Annotated in this window: 16 protein-coding genes and 1 pseudogene; 8 read left to right on the top strand and 9 right to left on the bottom strand. The window is 63.4% G+C overall.

The genetic code is table 11. From position 1 onward, the window contains the following. The first annotated feature begins 3 nt into the window (after window positions 1–3). From narJ to LNV08_RS08370, 4 genes are read left to right on the top strand one after another with little or no spacing between them, the layout of a single operon-like run. A complete protein-coding gene (gene narJ / locus LNV08_RS08385) occupies window positions 4–690 on the top strand; it encodes a nitrate reductase molybdenum cofactor assembly chaperone (RefSeq protein ID WP_263533242.1) in 687 nt (228 codons plus the stop codon). Continuing rightward, window positions 687–1409 carry a respiratory nitrate reductase subunit gamma gene (gene narI, locus LNV08_RS08380; protein ID WP_263533241.1) on the top strand — a complete coding sequence of 241 codons (723 nt, stop codon included), beginning with the start codon at window positions 687–689 and terminating at the stop codon, window positions 1407–1409. The genes narJ and narI overlap by 4 nt, the downstream gene beginning before the upstream one ends. Before the next feature lie 18 nt (window positions 1410–1427). Then, entirely contained in the window at window positions 1428–2276 is an 849-nt protein-coding gene (locus LNV08_RS08375) for a peptidylprolyl isomerase (RefSeq protein ID WP_263533240.1), read from the top strand. Window positions 2277–2292: 16 nt separating this feature from the next. After that, a complete protein-coding gene (locus LNV08_RS08370) occupies window positions 2293–2994 on the top strand; it encodes a carbonic anhydrase (protein ID WP_263533239.1) in 702 nt (233 codons plus the stop codon). A gap of 12 nt (window positions 2995–3006) precedes the next feature. Here the strand turns inward: LNV08_RS08370 and LNV08_RS08365 are convergent, their stop codons facing one another. Both LNV08_RS08365 and LNV08_RS08360 read right to left on the bottom strand, forming a co-directional pair. After that, window positions 3007–4572, bottom strand: a complete 1566-nt coding sequence (locus tag LNV08_RS08365; RefSeq protein WP_263533238.1) for a sensor histidine kinase — start codon at window positions 4570–4572, stop codon at window positions 3007–3009. Between the two features lie 190 nt (window positions 4573–4762). Beyond that, window positions 4763–5812, bottom strand: coding sequence for a GGDEF domain-containing protein (locus tag LNV08_RS08360; protein ID WP_263533237.1), 1050 nt, complete (start codon window positions 5810–5812; stop codon window positions 4763–4765). 300 nt (window positions 5813–6112) lie between these two features. Here LNV08_RS08360 and LNV08_RS08355 point away from each other — a divergent pair, with 300 nt between their 5' ends. Together LNV08_RS08355 and LNV08_RS08350 are read left to right on the top strand one after the other, a co-directional pair. Next, on the top strand, window positions 6113–7021 hold the full coding sequence (locus tag LNV08_RS08355) for a DMT family transporter (protein ID WP_263533236.1): 909 nt from the start codon (window positions 6113–6115) through the stop codon (window positions 7019–7021). Between the two features lie 119 nt (window positions 7022–7140). Beyond that, window positions 7141–7929, top strand: coding sequence for an SDR family oxidoreductase (locus LNV08_RS08350; RefSeq protein ID WP_263533235.1), 789 nt, complete (start codon window positions 7141–7143; stop codon window positions 7927–7929). Between the two features lie 22 nt (window positions 7930–7951). Here the strand turns inward: LNV08_RS08350 and LNV08_RS08345 are convergent, their stop codons facing one another. The 5 genes and pseudogenes from LNV08_RS08345 to LNV08_RS08325 all read right to left on the bottom strand — a co-directional run bounded on the left by LNV08_RS08345 (window position 7952) and on the right by LNV08_RS08325 (window position 11509). Further along, window positions 7952–8710 (bottom strand): MgtC/SapB family protein, encoded by a 759-nt coding sequence (locus LNV08_RS08345; protein WP_263533234.1) that lies wholly within the window; start codon window positions 8708–8710, stop codon window positions 7952–7954. A 102-nt stretch (window positions 8711–8812) separates the two neighbouring features. Further along, entirely contained in the window at window positions 8813–9160 is a 348-nt protein-coding gene (locus LNV08_RS08340; RefSeq protein ID WP_263533548.1) for an FKBP-type peptidyl-prolyl cis-trans isomerase, read from the bottom strand. A 30-nt stretch (window positions 9161–9190) separates the two neighbouring features. Continuing rightward, window positions 9191–9535 (bottom strand): annotated as a pseudogene (locus LNV08_RS08335) (FKBP-type peptidyl-prolyl cis-trans isomerase); the annotation flags it as partial. Beyond that, on the bottom strand, window positions 9532–10482 hold the full coding sequence (gene gluQRS, locus LNV08_RS08330; RefSeq protein WP_263533233.1) for a tRNA glutamyl-Q(34) synthetase GluQRS: 951 nt from the start codon (window positions 10480–10482) through the stop codon (window positions 9532–9534). The pseudogene LNV08_RS08335 and the gene gluQRS, both read right to left, overlap by 4 nt. Window positions 10483–10522: 40 nt before the next feature. Beyond that, entirely contained in the window at window positions 10523–11509 is a 987-nt protein-coding gene (locus tag LNV08_RS08325; RefSeq protein WP_263533232.1) for a LysR family transcriptional regulator, read from the bottom strand. 146 nt (window positions 11510–11655) lie between these two features. Between LNV08_RS08325 and LNV08_RS08320 the strand changes: the two genes are divergently transcribed. Continuing rightward, on the top strand, window positions 11656–12375 hold the full coding sequence (locus tag LNV08_RS08320) for a pirin family protein (RefSeq protein ID WP_263533231.1): 720 nt from the start codon (window positions 11656–11658) through the stop codon (window positions 12373–12375). A gap of 33 nt (window positions 12376–12408) precedes the next feature. Then, window positions 12409–13122 (top strand): DUF599 domain-containing protein, encoded by a 714-nt coding sequence (locus LNV08_RS08315; RefSeq protein WP_263533230.1) that lies wholly within the window; start codon window positions 12409–12411, stop codon window positions 13120–13122. Between the two features lies 1 nt (window position 13123). On the opposite strand, the gene LNV08_RS08310 is transcribed toward LNV08_RS08315, so the two are convergent. Continuing rightward, window positions 13124–13894 (bottom strand): ABC transporter ATP-binding protein, encoded by a 771-nt coding sequence (locus LNV08_RS08310; RefSeq protein WP_263533229.1) that lies wholly within the window; start codon window positions 13892–13894, stop codon window positions 13124–13126. A gap of 1 nt (window position 13895) precedes the next feature. Further along, on the bottom strand, window positions 13896–15011 hold the full coding sequence (locus LNV08_RS08305; RefSeq protein WP_263533228.1) for a succinylglutamate desuccinylase/aspartoacylase family protein: 1116 nt from the start codon (window positions 15009–15011) through the stop codon (window positions 13896–13898). Window positions 15012–15020: the final 9 nt, after the last annotated feature.

Below are 15020 nucleotides of genomic sequence, written 5' to 3'. Positions count from 1 at the left end.
CAAATGAAAACATCGATTTTTTCTAAGTCCTGCCGCGTATTGGCCCGTTTGCTCGACTATCCGCACGCCGAAATGCGCGCAGCCTTGCCGGAGCTGTTTGCCGTGCTGACGGAGGAGGGCGCCTTGAGCCCCGCCCGTCTGGCGGAAATGAAGGCCTTGATGGGGACGCTGCAGCAAGGCGACGCCTACGAAGTCGAAGCCCGCTATGTCGAGAGTTTTGATCGGGGCCGCGCGACCAGCCTGCATATGTTCGAGCATGTACATGGCGACTCGCGCGACCGTGGGCCGGCTTTGATCGACCTGCAGCAGACCTACGCCGCCGGCGGCATGTTTTTTGAAGCCAGTGAGCTACCGGATTACTTGCCGGTGGTCTTGGAGTTCGCGTCCACCCAACCACCCGAGACGGCCAAGGCTTTTCTGGCCGAGATGGCGCATATTCTGAACGCCATCCATAGCGGCCTGATCAAACGTGACAACCCCTATGCCGCCGCGATTGGCGCGGTTTTGGAGTTGGCCGGTGAGAAGCCGCAGGCGGTGCAAATCACCGTTGACGAGGCGCTTGATGAGGCTTGGCAAGAGCCGGCCGCCTTTGATGGTTGCTCGTCCAAAGGTCAGAGCAAGCCCGGTGCGCCTCAGCCAATTCATATCGTCAGAAAAACAGCCCCCCATCAGGAAGGAGTGCGACCATGAACTCTCTCGATTTCGCCTTGTTTGGCATCTACCCCTATATCTGCCTGGCCGTCTTTCTGGTCGGCAGCCTCTTGCGCTTTGATCGCGACCAATACAGCTGGAAGAGCGATTCCTCGCAGCTGCTGCGCGCGGGCTCGCTGCGCTGGGGCAGCAATCTGTTTCATGTCGGCGTGCTGTTCCTGTTCTTCGGCCACACCTTCGGCATGTTGACGCCGCATTTCATGTACGAGCATTTCATCAGTGCCGGCAACAAGCAGCTGATGGCGATGATCAGCGGCGGCATCGCAGGCGTGCTGGGCTTTGCCGGCGTCTCCATCCTCTTGCATCGGCGCCTGAGCGATGAGCGCATCCGCATCAACTCCAAGACCAGCGACATCCTGTTGTTGGTCTTGCTGTGGATTCAGCTGGCCCTGGGTCTGGCGACCATCCCCTTGTCGGCGCAACATCTGGACGGCGGCATGATGATGAATCTGGCTGGTTGGGCCCAGCGTATCGTGACCTTCCAGTCCGGCGGCGTTGAGTTGCTGGCCCATGCCTCTTGGGTCTTCAAGCTGCATATGTTCTTGGGCATGACGGTGTTCCTGGTCTTCCCCTTCACCCGCTTGGTGCATGTGTGGAGCGGCTTCGGTACGGTCGCCTATCTGTTCCGGCCTTACCAGATGGTGCGCAGCCGGCGTTTGTCGCTGCCGCCTGGCCATAACCAGCCGCAACAGCATTGATAGTTAGAGGAGGTTGCTATGAGCCAAGAACAAGGATGTGGCGGCGGGAGCTGCGGCTGCGCCAGCGCGGCGCCGGCCGTTGACGATGTCAAGGTGGCCGTGGCGATGGTCAACGGCGTGCCCTTGCATGGTGAAGGCGAGTCGCCCGACCCGGAGGCGCTGCGCCAACGGGCCTATAGCGAGTTGCTGCGCCAGGCTGCGCAGCGTAAGGGCTTGCTGGCGGTCGGTGACTTACCTTCGCTGGACGGCGTGCTGAGCGAGGCGGCGTCCGATGCGACGCTGGCCCTGCTGGAGCGCGAGCTGCAATTGCCCGAGCCCGACGAGGCCAGCTGTAAACGCTATTTCGACGCCCATCCGGCCCGCTACCATGTCGGCGAAAAGGTTCAGGCCAAACATATTCTGTTTGCCGTAACGCCGGGTGTCGACGTGCCGGCGCTGCGTGGGCGGGCCGAGGCCTTGCTGGTGACGCTGCGCTGCGAAGCGCTGAACAGCCCCGCATTTGCCACGGCCGCAGCCGAAAACTCCAACTGCCCAAGCGGGGCGGAGGGTGGCGATCTGGGCTGGCTGGAGGCACAGGACTGCGCGCCCGAGTTCGCCTCAGCCTTGTTCGCGCAAGACGAAGCGAACGCCCATATCGGCGTGCTGCCGCGCCTGATCACCACGCGCTTTGGCTTTCACATCATCCAGGTGCTGGCCCGCGAGGCCGGGGTGGCCCAGCAGTTCGAGTCCGTCAAGGGCGCGATCGGGCAGGTCTTGCGCCAGCAGGCCTATATGACGGCGCTGCGCCAGTACCTGAGCTTGCTGGCGGGTGAGGCGGAACTGCTGGGGCTCGAACTGGATACGGCGGACTCACCGCTGTTGCAGTGAATTTCAGGGTCAGGCTATGAGCGACGAACTACTGACCCGTCTGCGCCGGTTCAACACCGACTACTTCCCGCAGTATCAGGCGCAGTTCAAGGATCTGGTCGATCAGGGCCAGCATCCGACCACGCTCTTCATCGGCTGCTCCGACTCGCGTCTGGTGCCCTATATGCTGACCGGCGCTGGCCCGGGCGAGCTCTTCATGGTCAGAAACGTCGGCGCTTTTGTGCCGCCCTATGACGGCTCCAGCGGCCTGCACGGCACCGCCGCCGCGATTGAATATGCGGTGCTTGCCCTGCATGTCCAGCACATCATCGTCTGCGGCCACAGCCATTGCGGCGGTATCCGCGCCTTGTACGGAGAGGTGCCCGCCGAGGCCACCAATTTGAAGTCCTGGCTGGAACTGGGCCGCGAGGCGACCTTGCCAGTGCAGCTCAGCGATGAAGCGCTGCGGCGCACCGAGGAGCGCTCGGTGGTGCTGCAGCTGGAGCGGCTGATGGACTACCCGATGGTGCGCTCGCGTGTCGAGGCGGGGCAGATCGCCTTGCACGGTTGGCACTGCGTGATCGAGGCCGGCGAGGTCAATGTGTTTGACGTCAATCTGGGGCGCTTTGTGCCGGCCTCTAGCGCCGAACACAGCGGTACCGGACCTTACCGAGCGCATGCCGAAGACCCTGGCGCCCTGTTCAATGAAATCGATGACGCCTGGGCGCCCAAGGCCTAAATCCTTAGCTCATCAGTGCAGCGAAGCTTCCGCCCCGCCACGCTCGGGCGCCACCGTCGGCAGGCGGATCATCATGCGCGCACCGTTGCCGGGTGAGCTGATGACTTCGATCTGACCGCCCAAGACATTGGTGACGATGTTGTGCACGATGTGCATGCCCAGGCCGGAACCACCAGTGCCAAGCTTGGTGGTGAAGAAGGGGTCAAAGATGCGCCTGCGAACCGACTCATCCATGCCGCGGCCGTCATCGCTGATGCTCAGTTCCACCTCATCGCTGCCCAGTTGTGCGCAGCGAATCATGACCAGCCCTTTGGTCTTGCCCTCGAAGCCATGCACCAGCGCGTTGATCAAGAGATTGGTCAGCACTTGGCCGAGCGAGCCGGGGTAGCTGTTCATCTTGAGTCCAGCGTCAAGCTCGGTCTTGATGACGAAGGGCGTGTGCTTGAAGCTGGGCTCGACCATGATCAACACGTCTTCGACCACACGGGCTAACTCGAAGTCACGCCGCAGGTCGGTGGTTTGATCGATCGCCACTTGTTTGAAGTCGCGGACTAGATCGGCGGCTTTCTGCACATTGCGTTGCAAGATGTCCTGGCCACGCCGGGTATCGCGCACCAGGTCTTCCAGCAAGCTGCGCCGCATCGGCGTATTGCCTTGCAGCATTTCTTCCAAGGCTTTGTATCTGTCCTCGAGCGAGGACACCACGGTCAGCGAGTTGCCCAGCGGTGTGTTCAATTCATGCGCAACGCCGGCCACCAAACGACCCAGCGAGGCCAGCTTCTCCGACTCCACCAGCTCATGTTGCGCCGTCTTCAGATGGGAGAGCGCCTCGGTCAACTCGCTATTGCTGGCGGTCAACTCGGTGGTGCGCTGCTCGACCTGTTCTTCCAGCGTGCTGGCATGTTGGCGCAGCGCTTCAAAGGCGGTGAGCAAGGATTGCCGCATGCGCTCCATCGCCAGGCCCACGCGCGCAATTTCGTCGTGGCCGCCCAGGGCCAGCGGCTTTTCCAGCTTGCCGGCGGCGAGTTCTTCGGCAGCCTGCGTCAGCTGTGTCATCGGGGCCAGCACCCGGCGGCGCATCACCCACAGAATCAAGATAGACGAGGAGGTCAGGGTCAGCACGCTGCGCCAGATGGTGCGCACCATATCGGCCTGTTTGGCTGCCACCAAGGGCCCCGCACTCATCTCAATGGTCAGCTCAGCAATCTGGCGGCCGTCGCGTTTGACTGGGAGGGTCTTGCTGAGGGTCAGGTCGGGGTCACTGGCTCGTTCGGGCCAGCGCTGCTCTTGAAAGGGCGCGGCCGTCGATTGCTCGCGCACCACCACCGAGATGAAGCGGGGGTCGTCGCCTTGCGCCTTGATCATCGGTTCGGCCAAATCGGGCGAGACCTGCCAGACCGGTTCCGCCAGCGACAGCGCCATCACCTGCGTGATGCGCTCCAGGTCTTTGTGCAAAATCTCTTTGGCCGTGCTGCGGGTCGATTGCGCGTCCAGGAACAGCGCCACGGCGGTGGGCACCAGCAGACCAATCAACAGAGCGATGACTACCGCATAGCGAAGCGAAGCGCGCTCAAACATCAGGTTCGTTCCTCGGGCTGAGTTCGCAAGCGCTGAGGCTTGCTGTTCGACCATAAGGCGCTGGTTGTTGTGGCGCTGATTTGCATGGTGCTGAGGCGGATTCCGGTGCGCTGAGTGTAGGGGTAACTCGGGCCAGTTGGCGCAGACTGTTGTCAGGACTTTCCCCCCGTTGCAGTGCGCTCAGCTTTGCTTAAGCGGCGGCGAGCACGGTGACGCAGTTGCGGCCGGTATGTTTGGAGGCGTAGAGGGCGCGGTCGGCACGCTTGAAGAAGGTTTCAGCGCATTCGCCGGCTCGCAGCTGGGTGACGCCCAGGGAAATCGTGACGCGTCTGATGTCTTGTTCGGTGTCGCCGCGCCGGATGCGGCTGGCCGCCACGCAGCTGCGCATGGTCTCGGCCATGGCCTGAGCTTGCTGCAAATTGCCGCTGGGCAGCAGCATCGCGAATTCTTCGCCGCCGACGCGGGCCGCAATTGTGGTTTCTTGCCCTTTATCAGCCTGCGCCGCCACGCCTTTCAAGGTTTGAGCCACCGCCCGCAAGACGCGGTCGCCGAAAGCATGGCCATAGCTGTCGTTGACCTGCTTGAAGAAATCGATATCGCCCAGCACCAAGCAAGGGGCGAGGGCGCTGTCGCCGGGCGGATTGCTGGTGCATTGCTGCAGATGCTGATCAAAGGCGCGCCGATTGGCCAAGCCGGTCAAGGCATCGAGCAAGGCCTCGCCTCGGGCCCGCTGCACCTCTTCGCGCAGACTGTGGATCTCTCCCTGGCTGCTGTCCAGGCGCTGCTGCAACTCGCTCAAAGCGCCGCGTATTTCGCGTGTGCCACTGAGCAGTTCCTGCAGCACATCGGCCTGTGTCTGCGCCGGTGGGTTGCTCAAAAGCTGTTCGACCCAGGCCGACAGGGAGTTGTCAAAGCGGGCGGATTCCTGGCCTGCTTGGGCTGCTGATGTGGCCATGGAGTCGAGCACTTGGCTGAAGCCGTCGGCAATCTTGCCGCCCAGAGCCGGGTCTAGGTCACAGACATGCTCGCGGTACAGGGCCCAGGTTTGCGCCTCGTCCAGCGTGTTGCCGCCTGCGGTGTGGATTTGCAGGGCCTGATTCAGCTTGGGGTTGCTGCCGCTGACGAACTCATACCAAACGGCATAACTGGCCGGATGCAGTGCAGCCCGCTGCTTGGTCATCAAGGGCAACGCGGCGCGCAGATGCTCGGCGCTGCGCGCCATGCTGTCGTGGTATTTCATTCCTAACCCCCCCCCGTTTGCCGGCCGCTGATGCGACGGGCTATTTTCGAAGCCGAACCCGGTCCTCAATGCTTGTGGCCTTTAAGCGCGCAGGTTCGACTTTCGCTTGTGGCTGTACCCGCCCGCTGCAATGCAATCAGCGTGGCCGGCACCTGCTGCTATCGGCTTTGCTTTTGTGAGTCTGAGGCGCAAATGCGGGTCGGTGCAAAGTTGCCGCAACAAGTGCGAAATATTGCCGCTGTGCGGGGCTGTTGGCGGGGCTGCTCGCTGAGTACAAGGCTGCAAACTAGAATCGGGGCAATGACTCCTCTCGCTCCCTCCAGGCCTGTTGCGCCCTTGTGGCCCGGCCTTGTCTTGGCGATGCTCGGGGCGGTGGCCTTCTCCGGCAAGGCCATCATTGTCAAGCTGGCCTATCGCCACGGCGTCGACGCCGTCACCCTGATCATGTTGCGCATGCTGTTTGCCCTGCCGCTGTTTGTGGCGCTGGCACTCTGGGCTGGGCGGGGCAAGGCGGCGCTCACCAGGCGCGACTGGATGGCCGTCATGGGTCTGGGCTTCAGCGGTTATTACCTGGCCAGCTTTTTGGATTTCGCCGGCTTGGCCTATATCAGCGCCAGCTTCGAGCGCCTGATTCTTTACCTGAACCCGACCATCGTCTTGCTACTCGGCTGGCTCTTGTTCAAGCGCCGGGTGACGGCGCGCCAACTCGTAGCCCTGGCCATCAGCTATGCCGGTGTGTTGCTGGTGTTTGGCCAGGAACTGCATCTGCAGGGGGCCGACGCGTTGCTGGGCGCGGCCCTGGTGTTCGGCAGCGCGATCAGCTATGCGATCTACTTGCTCTACAGCGGCGAGGAGGTCAAGCGCCTTGGGGCCCTGCGCCTGACCGGCCTGGCCACCACGGTCGCCTGCCTGCTGTGCATCGCGCAGTTCTTGGTCTTGCGGCCGCTGAGCTCGGCCTTCGCGGTGGCGCCGCAGGTCTTGTGGCTGTCGCTGCTGAATGCCACCCTGTGTACCTTCGCGCCGGTCTTGATGGTGATGATGGCGATCGAGCGTCTGGGTGCCACACTGGCGGCGCAGACCGGCATGATTGGGCCGATGTCGACGATTTTGATGGGCGCGGTGATTCTGGGCGAGCCGTTCACGCCCTGGGTGGCGGCGGGGACTTTGCTGGTGCTCAGCGGGGTCTGGTTGTTAACGAAGTGGCGTTAATAGGACTTACGCAAAACCGCCCCGACGTCGTTCCGCCGCCTTGTCGTACAAGGCGTACTGCCTACGGCGTCATGCCTAGCCGGAACAATTTTGCGTAAATCCTGCTTAAGGAGAAAGCGATGGATCTAGGACTAACCGGCCGCTGGGCCTTGGTGTGTGCGGCGAGCAAGGGCTTGGGGGCGGGCTGCGCCGAGGCGCTGGTGCGCGAGGGCTGCAATGTCGTCATCACCGCGCGCGGCCTGGAGGCACTGACCGCAACGGCCGCGCGCCTGCGCCTGCTCAATCCTGCCGTGCAAGTGATCAGCGTGGCCGGCGACATCGCCACGCCCGAGGCGAGGGCTGCGGCGCTGGCGGCCTGCCCCCAGGTCGACATCTTGATCAATAACGCAGGTGGTCCGCCGCCGGGTGACTTTCGCGACTGGGACCGCGCGACCTGGCTGGCCGCTATCGACGCCAATATGCTGACGCCGATCGAGTTGATCAAGGCGACGGTGGATGCGATGGCCGAACGTGGCTTTGGTCGCGTCATCAACATCACCTCGGGCGCGGTCAAGGCGCCCATCGATGTGCTGGGTCTGAGCAATGGCGCGCGGTCTGGCCTAACGGGCTTTGTCGCCGGGCTGGCGCGTCAAGCGGCCTTGGCCGGGCGCAATGTGACCATCAATAATTTGCTGCCCGGTGCTTTTGATACCGAGCGACTTCACAAGACCTTGGTTGCTGGTGGAGCCAAGGCCGGTCTTTCCAGCGATGACTTTGCCGCCAAGCGCCGCGCCGCCATTCCCGCCCAGCGCTTTGGCACGGCGGCCGAATTCGGTGCCATCTGCGCGATGTTGTGCAGCGCGCAGGCCGCTTATCTGACCGGGCAAAACATCTTGCTGGACGGCGGCGCCTACGCGGGCGTCTTCTAAGCGGCCGGCATTTGAGGCAAGCTCAGTTGCGCGCATGCGTGACCCGGTACTCGGCAACGCCGGGCACCTCGGTGACGCGGCTGGCAAAGCGCGTCAGCGTCTGAGCGCCAAAATTATGCTTGGCGGTGCAGACAAAGCGCCATTCTTCCTGGCCGCCCGTCAGCGTGACGCTGAGTGAGCCGGGCGCAAAGCGAAACCCGAGGGCATCGCAGAACTCGGCCAGTTCTTGTTGTACGAATTTGCGTTGGGGCTCGCCGCGCAGCATCACCGCGATGGCCGGGTGCGAGGGCAGATGCGACTCAAGCTTGGCGCCCCACATCATCAGGCTGGCGCACAGCAGGGTCAGCATGATGGCGGCAAAGTAAAAGCCCATGCCCAGCATGATGCCGATCGACGAAGCGGCCCAGAGCGAAGCGGCGGTGGTCAGGCCGCTGATGTTCATGCCTTCGCGCATGATCACGCCGGCACACAGGAAGCCGATGCCGGTCACGATGCCTTGAATCACCCGCGTCGGGTCGGACAGATGCGGCGCCACGCTGCCCCCTTGCAAGCCGCCGTACCACTGCTGCGGGTAGGCCAAGAGGATGATGACGCCGGTGGAGGCCATGCAGACCAGCGCATAGGTGCGCATGCCGGCGGCACGGCCGTGAAAGGCCCGCTCATAGCCCAAGACCAAGCCCAGCACCATTGCGCCCAGCAGGTGGAACAGCATCAACACATTGGCCTGCCATTGCTCGGCGGTCCAGTAGCGCAAGAGGTGATCGAGGTCGAGTAGGTTCAAGGCTGATCTCCTGCAGTCGCTTCCATGCTAAACGGTTGCTGCGCCGGCTTAGCCATAGAAAAAGGCCCCGAACGGGGCCTTGACTTGGGGCGCTGGGGCGAATTAAACCGCCAGCAATTCCACTTCAAACAGCAGCGTGGCATTGGGCGGAATCACGCCGCCGGCGCCGCGCGCACCGTAGCCCATATCGGCCGGGATCACCAGCATGCGGGTGCCGCCCACCTTCATGCCTTGCACGCCTTCGTCCCAGCCGCGAATTACTTCACCGCCGCCCAGCGCAAAGCGGAAGGGGTCGCCGCGGTCCTTGCTGGAGTCGAACTTCTTGCCCTTGTTGCCATTCTTGAACAACCAGCCGGTGTAGTGCACGGTGACGCGCTGGCCGGCTTTGGCCTCCAGGCCCGTGCCGACTTCGGTGTCTTCATACTGCAGTCCGCTCGGATTGCTCGTCAGGTTCAGCTCAATGGCTTGCTCACCGCCGCTCAGGCCCAGCAGTTCCACTTCAAAAATCAGCGTGGCGTTGGGAGGAATCGCACCGCCCGCGCCGCGCGCGCCATAGCCCAGCTCGGGCGGGATGATCAGGGTGCGGCTGCCGCCGATCTTCATGCCTTGCACGCCTTCGTCCCAGCCACGGATGACCATGCCGCCGTCGAGTTCGAACTTGAAGGGCTGGCCACGGTCTTTGCTGGAGTCGAACTTCTGGCCCTTGACGCCGTCTTTGAACAGCCAGCCGGTGTAATGCACGGACACATCGTGGCCGGACTTGGCGACCGCGCCTGTGCCCTCTACGGTGTCGTCGATCTGCAGGCCGCTTGGGGTGGTAATCATGGAATTTCCTTCAAATGTTTAGACAGGCTTGAGCTTTTTGCCGCCGCTGTGGCCGGCATCATGCCACCAAAACTGGCCTGCCAGCGCTCAAGAGCTTGAGCCAGCACCTCGGCCACCGTGCCGCCCGTGACTTGCAAGCCCAACACACTTGCCGCCAAGCGCAAGGCCAGCGCCGCATCCCCCAGCTCAAGTGCGGCCGCGCCGTTTTGCTTGGACAGCTTGCTGCCGTCCGCGCCCAGCACCAGTGGCGTGTGCAGATATCGCGGTGTTGGCAGGCCAAGCAATTGCTGCAGCCGGATCTGGCGCGGCGTGTTGTCGGCCAGATCCGCGCCGCGCACGATGTCGGTGATGCCTTGGGCCGCGTCGTCGACGACCACCGCCAACTGATAGGCCCACAGGCCGTCGGCGCGCTTGAGCACAAAGTCGCCGACCTCCTTACTTAGATTCTGCGTTTGGGAGCCCATGCGCCGGTCTAGCCAGTTCAGGGTCAGGTCCTCCGTGCCTGCCAAGACAGCCGTACTGCGCAGGCGCCAGGCCCGCGCGGCTTGGCCATGCAAGCCAGTGCGGCAGGTGCCAGGATAGACCAGCTCACCATGGCGCTCGCTGTGCAGCCCTTGAGCCTGCAAGGCTTCGGCAATCTGCTTGCGCGAGCAGGCGCATCCGTAAGCCCAGCCACTCAGCTGCAGCGTGCGCAAGGCCTGCTCGTACAGCGCGCCGCGCGCTGATTGCCACAGCGGCGGTTCGTCCGGGTGCAGGCCGCATTGCGCGAGTTGATCGAGGATCAGGCGGTCCGTGCCGGGCGGGCAGCGCGGCCCGTCCACGTCCTCGATGCGGATCAGCCAGCGTCCACCGTGCGCGCGTGCGTCGAGCCAGCTGGCCAAGGCAGCGACCAAGGAGCCGGCATGCAGCGGGCCGGTGGGCGAGGGGGCAAAGCGGCCGATGTACATCTTCAGGGCAGCGTGCTATTCACAGCTCACAGTTCACAGCTCATAGGATCAGACCCGCATGCTGCTCCAGCAGCGCCAGTCGCGTGGTCGGGCTTTGCAGCTGGCTCAGCCACCAGGCCAAGGCCCGGCCGGGCGGCTGGCCGCCGGCGGCCGAGGTGTTGCGCCAGGCGTAATGCAGCGGAAAAATGCGCCGGCCCTGTGCGGTCTCTTTGATGATCAGCCGGCCGGCCTCGACATGGCGGCGCACCATCTCCAGCGGCATGCTGCCGCAGCCCATGCCGCGCAACAAGGCCTCCAGCTTGGCCGCCATCGAGGGCAGGGTCAGCACTTCCTGGCCCGGCATCACGCCTATGGTCATGGGTGTCAGGCTGCGTGCGGTGTCGGCCACTGCAACGATGCGGTGGCTGGCCATGGTGGTGGCGGCCAGCGGCTCGGCGGCGCCCGCCAGCGGGTGGTGAGGTGCCACACAGAAAACCATCTCCATTTCACCCATAGGCTCGCAATGCACGGCCGCACCGGGCGGCTGCGCCGAGGTGCCTATGGCCAAGTCGGCCTGGCCCGAGATCAAGGCCTCCCAGGTGCCCGACAACACCTCCACGCGCAGCTTCAGGCGCGTGGGTGGCCCCGCCGAGCTGCCGTCCAGGCCGGACGGCACTTGGTAAAACGCTTCCATCAAGTCAAACAGCGCACGGCGAGCGACGGCGTCGTCGACGGCAATGGTCAATTCGCTCTCCCAGCCGGTTGCAATGCGCCGCACCCGGTTGGCGACGGCGTCAATTTCCACCAGCAGGCGCCGGCCTTCCAGCAACAGTTCTTGGCCGGCGGCGGTCAGCTCGGCCTGGCGCGAGCGGCGGTCGAACAGCAGCACATCCAGCGCTTCTTCCAACTGGCGCACGCTATAGGTCAAGGCCGAGGGCACCTTGCCCATTTCGCGCGCGGCCGCCGCAAAGCTGCCGCTGCGGGCGATGGTGTCCATCATGATCAAGGCTTCGGGCGTCAGGGCGCGGCGTTTTTCGGGGCTATGCATGCAGTGCTTCGGGCCAATTTGAGGCAAGTAGCTTCATCTTATTTGAATGATGACATCAAGCCCGTAAGACGATGGCTTGTCGGCCGGCTTTTACAGTGGATGCCTGCTCACCACTTGGTGAATTCAGCCTCTGGAGACGAATCAAAATGCTTGAACTGATCAAATCATCGCAACGCGGCTATGCGGACCATGGCTGGTTGAAGTCTTTTCATAGCTTCTCCTTCGCAGACTACGTGAACGAGAAACGCATGGGCTTCGGCGCGCTGCGCGTCATCAATGAAGACCGCATTGCGGCAGGCACCGGCTTTGGCACCCATGGCCACCGGGATATGGAAATCATCAGTTATGTGTTGGAAGGCGAGTTGGCCCACAAGGACAGCATTGGCACCGGCACCGGCGATCAAGGCCCCGGCGTCATTCGGCCCGGCGATGTGCAGCGCATGAGCGCGGGCAGCGGCGTGCGCCACAGCGAGTTCAACCATGCCCAGGGCAAGGAAACACATTTTCTACAGATATGGATTCAACCCGATCGCCTGGGTGTGGCCCCAAGCTACGAGCAAGCGCATTTCACTGCGGGTGCCAAGCGTGGGCGTTTGGCCTTGATCGCCTCCGGCGACGGCGCCGCTGGCTCGGTGACCCTCAACGCCGATGCCCGTTTGTATGCCGGTTTGTTCGAGGGCACTGAGCGTGCGGAATTGGCCTTGGCGCCAGGGCGGATCAGCTATGTGCATCTGGTGCGCGGCAGCTTGGTGGTCAACGGCCAGGCTTTGCAAGCGGGTGACGCTTTGCAAATCAGTGCGGAGAACAAGCTGGTTTTGGAGGGCGGGCAGGGCGCCGAGGTTCTGGTGTTTGATCTGGCGGCTTAATATGCGTTCCTTCTGAGACGCTAGATCTGCCCCATGAACGAGATGCTGAAGGCGCTGGCCTTCCTACCCCTGGCCGATTGGCTGGCCCTGATCGGTTTCTTCACTGCTTGGATGGGCTACGTCAGCTTCGCCAGCAGGCGTTCGCAGTTTGACGGCTCCTTGCTGGCCGCCACCAACCGCGAGCGCTGGCGCTGGATGTACCAGGCGACGTTCCGGGAGGTGCGGGTGATAGACGGCGTGGTGGTGCAGAACATGTCCACCAGCCCGTCCTTTTTTGCGTCGACGACGATTCTGATCATCGGCGGTTTGCTCGCGATGCTGGGCGCGGGCGAGAAAGCCTCTGCGATGGTGGCGGACCTGCCCTTTGCGGCCCGTACCTCGGAGCTGGTGTTTGAGTTCAAGCTGGTGCTGCTGACGGCGATTTTTGTCTACGCTTTTTTCCGCTTCACCTGGAGCATGCGGCAATACACCTTCGGGGCCTTGCTGGTGGGCGCCGCCCCGGACAGCGAGGTTTTTGAGCGCGGGGATGCCTCGCGTGACGAGTTCGCCGACCGCGCTGGCCGCGTGATGGGCCTGGCCGCCGAAACCTTCAATGACGGCCTGCGCTCCTACTATCTGTCCTTCGCCGTGGTGGCCTGGTTCTTCTCGCCCTGGGCCTTTATGTGCTCGACCGCGGGCGTGATCTTCATCTTGTACCAGCGTGAATTCCGCTCCGAAGTCTTGGAAGTCTTGCGCTCCGGCGGCTGAGCTACTTGAGGCCGCCGCTCAGGAACTGCTGCAGACGCGGGCTTTGCGGCCTCACCAAAACCTCGCGCGGGTCGCCTTCTTCTTCGACCCGGCCCTGGTGCAAAAACATCGTGTAGTTCGACACCTCGCGGGCGAAACCCATTTCATGCGTGACGACGATCATGGTGCGACCCTCGGCCGCCAGGTCGCGCATCACCTTGAGCACCTCGCCGACCAATTCCGGGTCCAGCGCCGAGGTCGGCTCATCAAACAGCATCACCTCGGGCTCGACCGCCAAGGCCCGCGCAATCGCCACGCGCTGCTGCTCGCCGCCCGAGAGCTGCGCCGGGTAAGCGTCTTTGCGGTGTGACACGCCGACCCGCGCCAGCAAGGCCTCGGCCTTGGCGATCGCTTCCGCCTTAGGCACGCCCAAGACATAGACCGGTGCCTCGATGACGTTTTCCAGCACCGTGCGGTGGCCCCAGAGGTTGAAGTTCTGGAACACCATCGCCAAGCGTGAGCGCCAGCGCTGCAGCTGCTTGGCGTCGCCCGCCTTGAGGCTGCCGTCGCGGTCGCGCACCAGCTGCAGTTCCTCGCCGGCGAGCGAAAGCTTGCCTTCAAAGGGCTGTTCCAGCAGGTTCAGGCAGCGCAGAAATGTGCTTTTGCCCGAGCCGCTGGAGCCGATCAGGGTGATCACATCGCCGGTCTTGGCGGCCAGCGACACACCCTTGAGCACCACCCGGTCGCCATAGCGTTTGTGCAGGTTTTCGACAATCAGACTGGCTTCGGACATCTCATGCACCCAATAGTTTGCCGCTGCGCAAAGCCTCGCGGCCTGCGACCTTGGCGACCTTCATGCCGGCGCTGGCGAAGCGCACAAAGTCCCGCGCGAAAAACAGCCCGTCGACTGGGCTTTTCAGCTCGGCCACAGCGCCGCTCAAGGGGCAAATCACATGCGCCAGCACATCGCCCGCTTTGACGGTCTCGCCGGCCTGGCGCAAAAAGGTCAGCACACCGGCTGTTTCGGCCTTGATCGGCATGCAGCCGGCCAGCGGCCGCGCGTCGCCCACGGCGGCGGGCATGGGCGCTGCTGCACCGCTGATCAGCCCACGGTGGCAGAGGAAATTAATGATGTTTTGCGCGTCGGCCTCGGCCAGTCCATGCTCGACATCGGCCGCACCGCGGAGCTCGACCGTGACGGCCAGGCAAGCCTGGGGAACAGGGAAGCGGTCCTCAAAGCGCTTGGCCCATTTCCACCAGACCTGCGAGCAGGCTTCGTCAAAAGGGCTGTCGCCCGAGTCCTGCGCCAGCAGTGTCACGCGTGCGCCGAGATAACGCGCCAGCGCCTCGCATTCGGGCCAGCAAGGTGTTTCGGTATAGAGATGCATGACGGCCTGCGCGTCGCAGTGCAGGTCCAGAACGATGTCGGCGTCGCAAGACAGCGCCATCAGCGTGCGGCGCAGCGACTTCAGCTCGGTGTCGGCCTCGGCCGCAGTGACGGCCTTCTTCAATTCGCGCCGCAAAACCTGCACGTTACGCGCCGCATCGCTGCCCAGCTCGGGCTCGGCGGCCAGGGCGGCGGTGTCGATTTGGTCGGGGTAATGGCGGTTGAAGTTCTCGCCGGTAGTGGCCTCAAAGCGGCCCATATGCATGTGCAAGGCGTACTGCGACAGGCCGATGGGGTTGGCCATGGGCACCAGGATGATCTCGCCGCTGATCCGCCCGGCGGCCTGCAAGGCATTCAACTTCAGGCGCAGATGATGGGCCACCAGCATGCCGGGCAATTCATCGGCATGCAGCGAAGCTTGGATGTAGGCCTTGGGCCCGCCGGTTTGGCCGTAATGCAGCGAGAGCAGCTCGCGTTGGGTGCCGGGCGCGGGCGAAAGCAGCAGATGTTTTTGGATTTGCATCGAATTCAG

The organism is Paucibacter sp. TC2R-5, from assembly GCF_025717605.1.
Taxonomy (GTDB): Bacteria; Pseudomonadota; Gammaproteobacteria; order Burkholderiales; family Burkholderiaceae_C; genus Paucibacter_A; species Paucibacter_A albus.
This window is presented reverse-complemented; position numbering and strand designations above follow the sequence as displayed.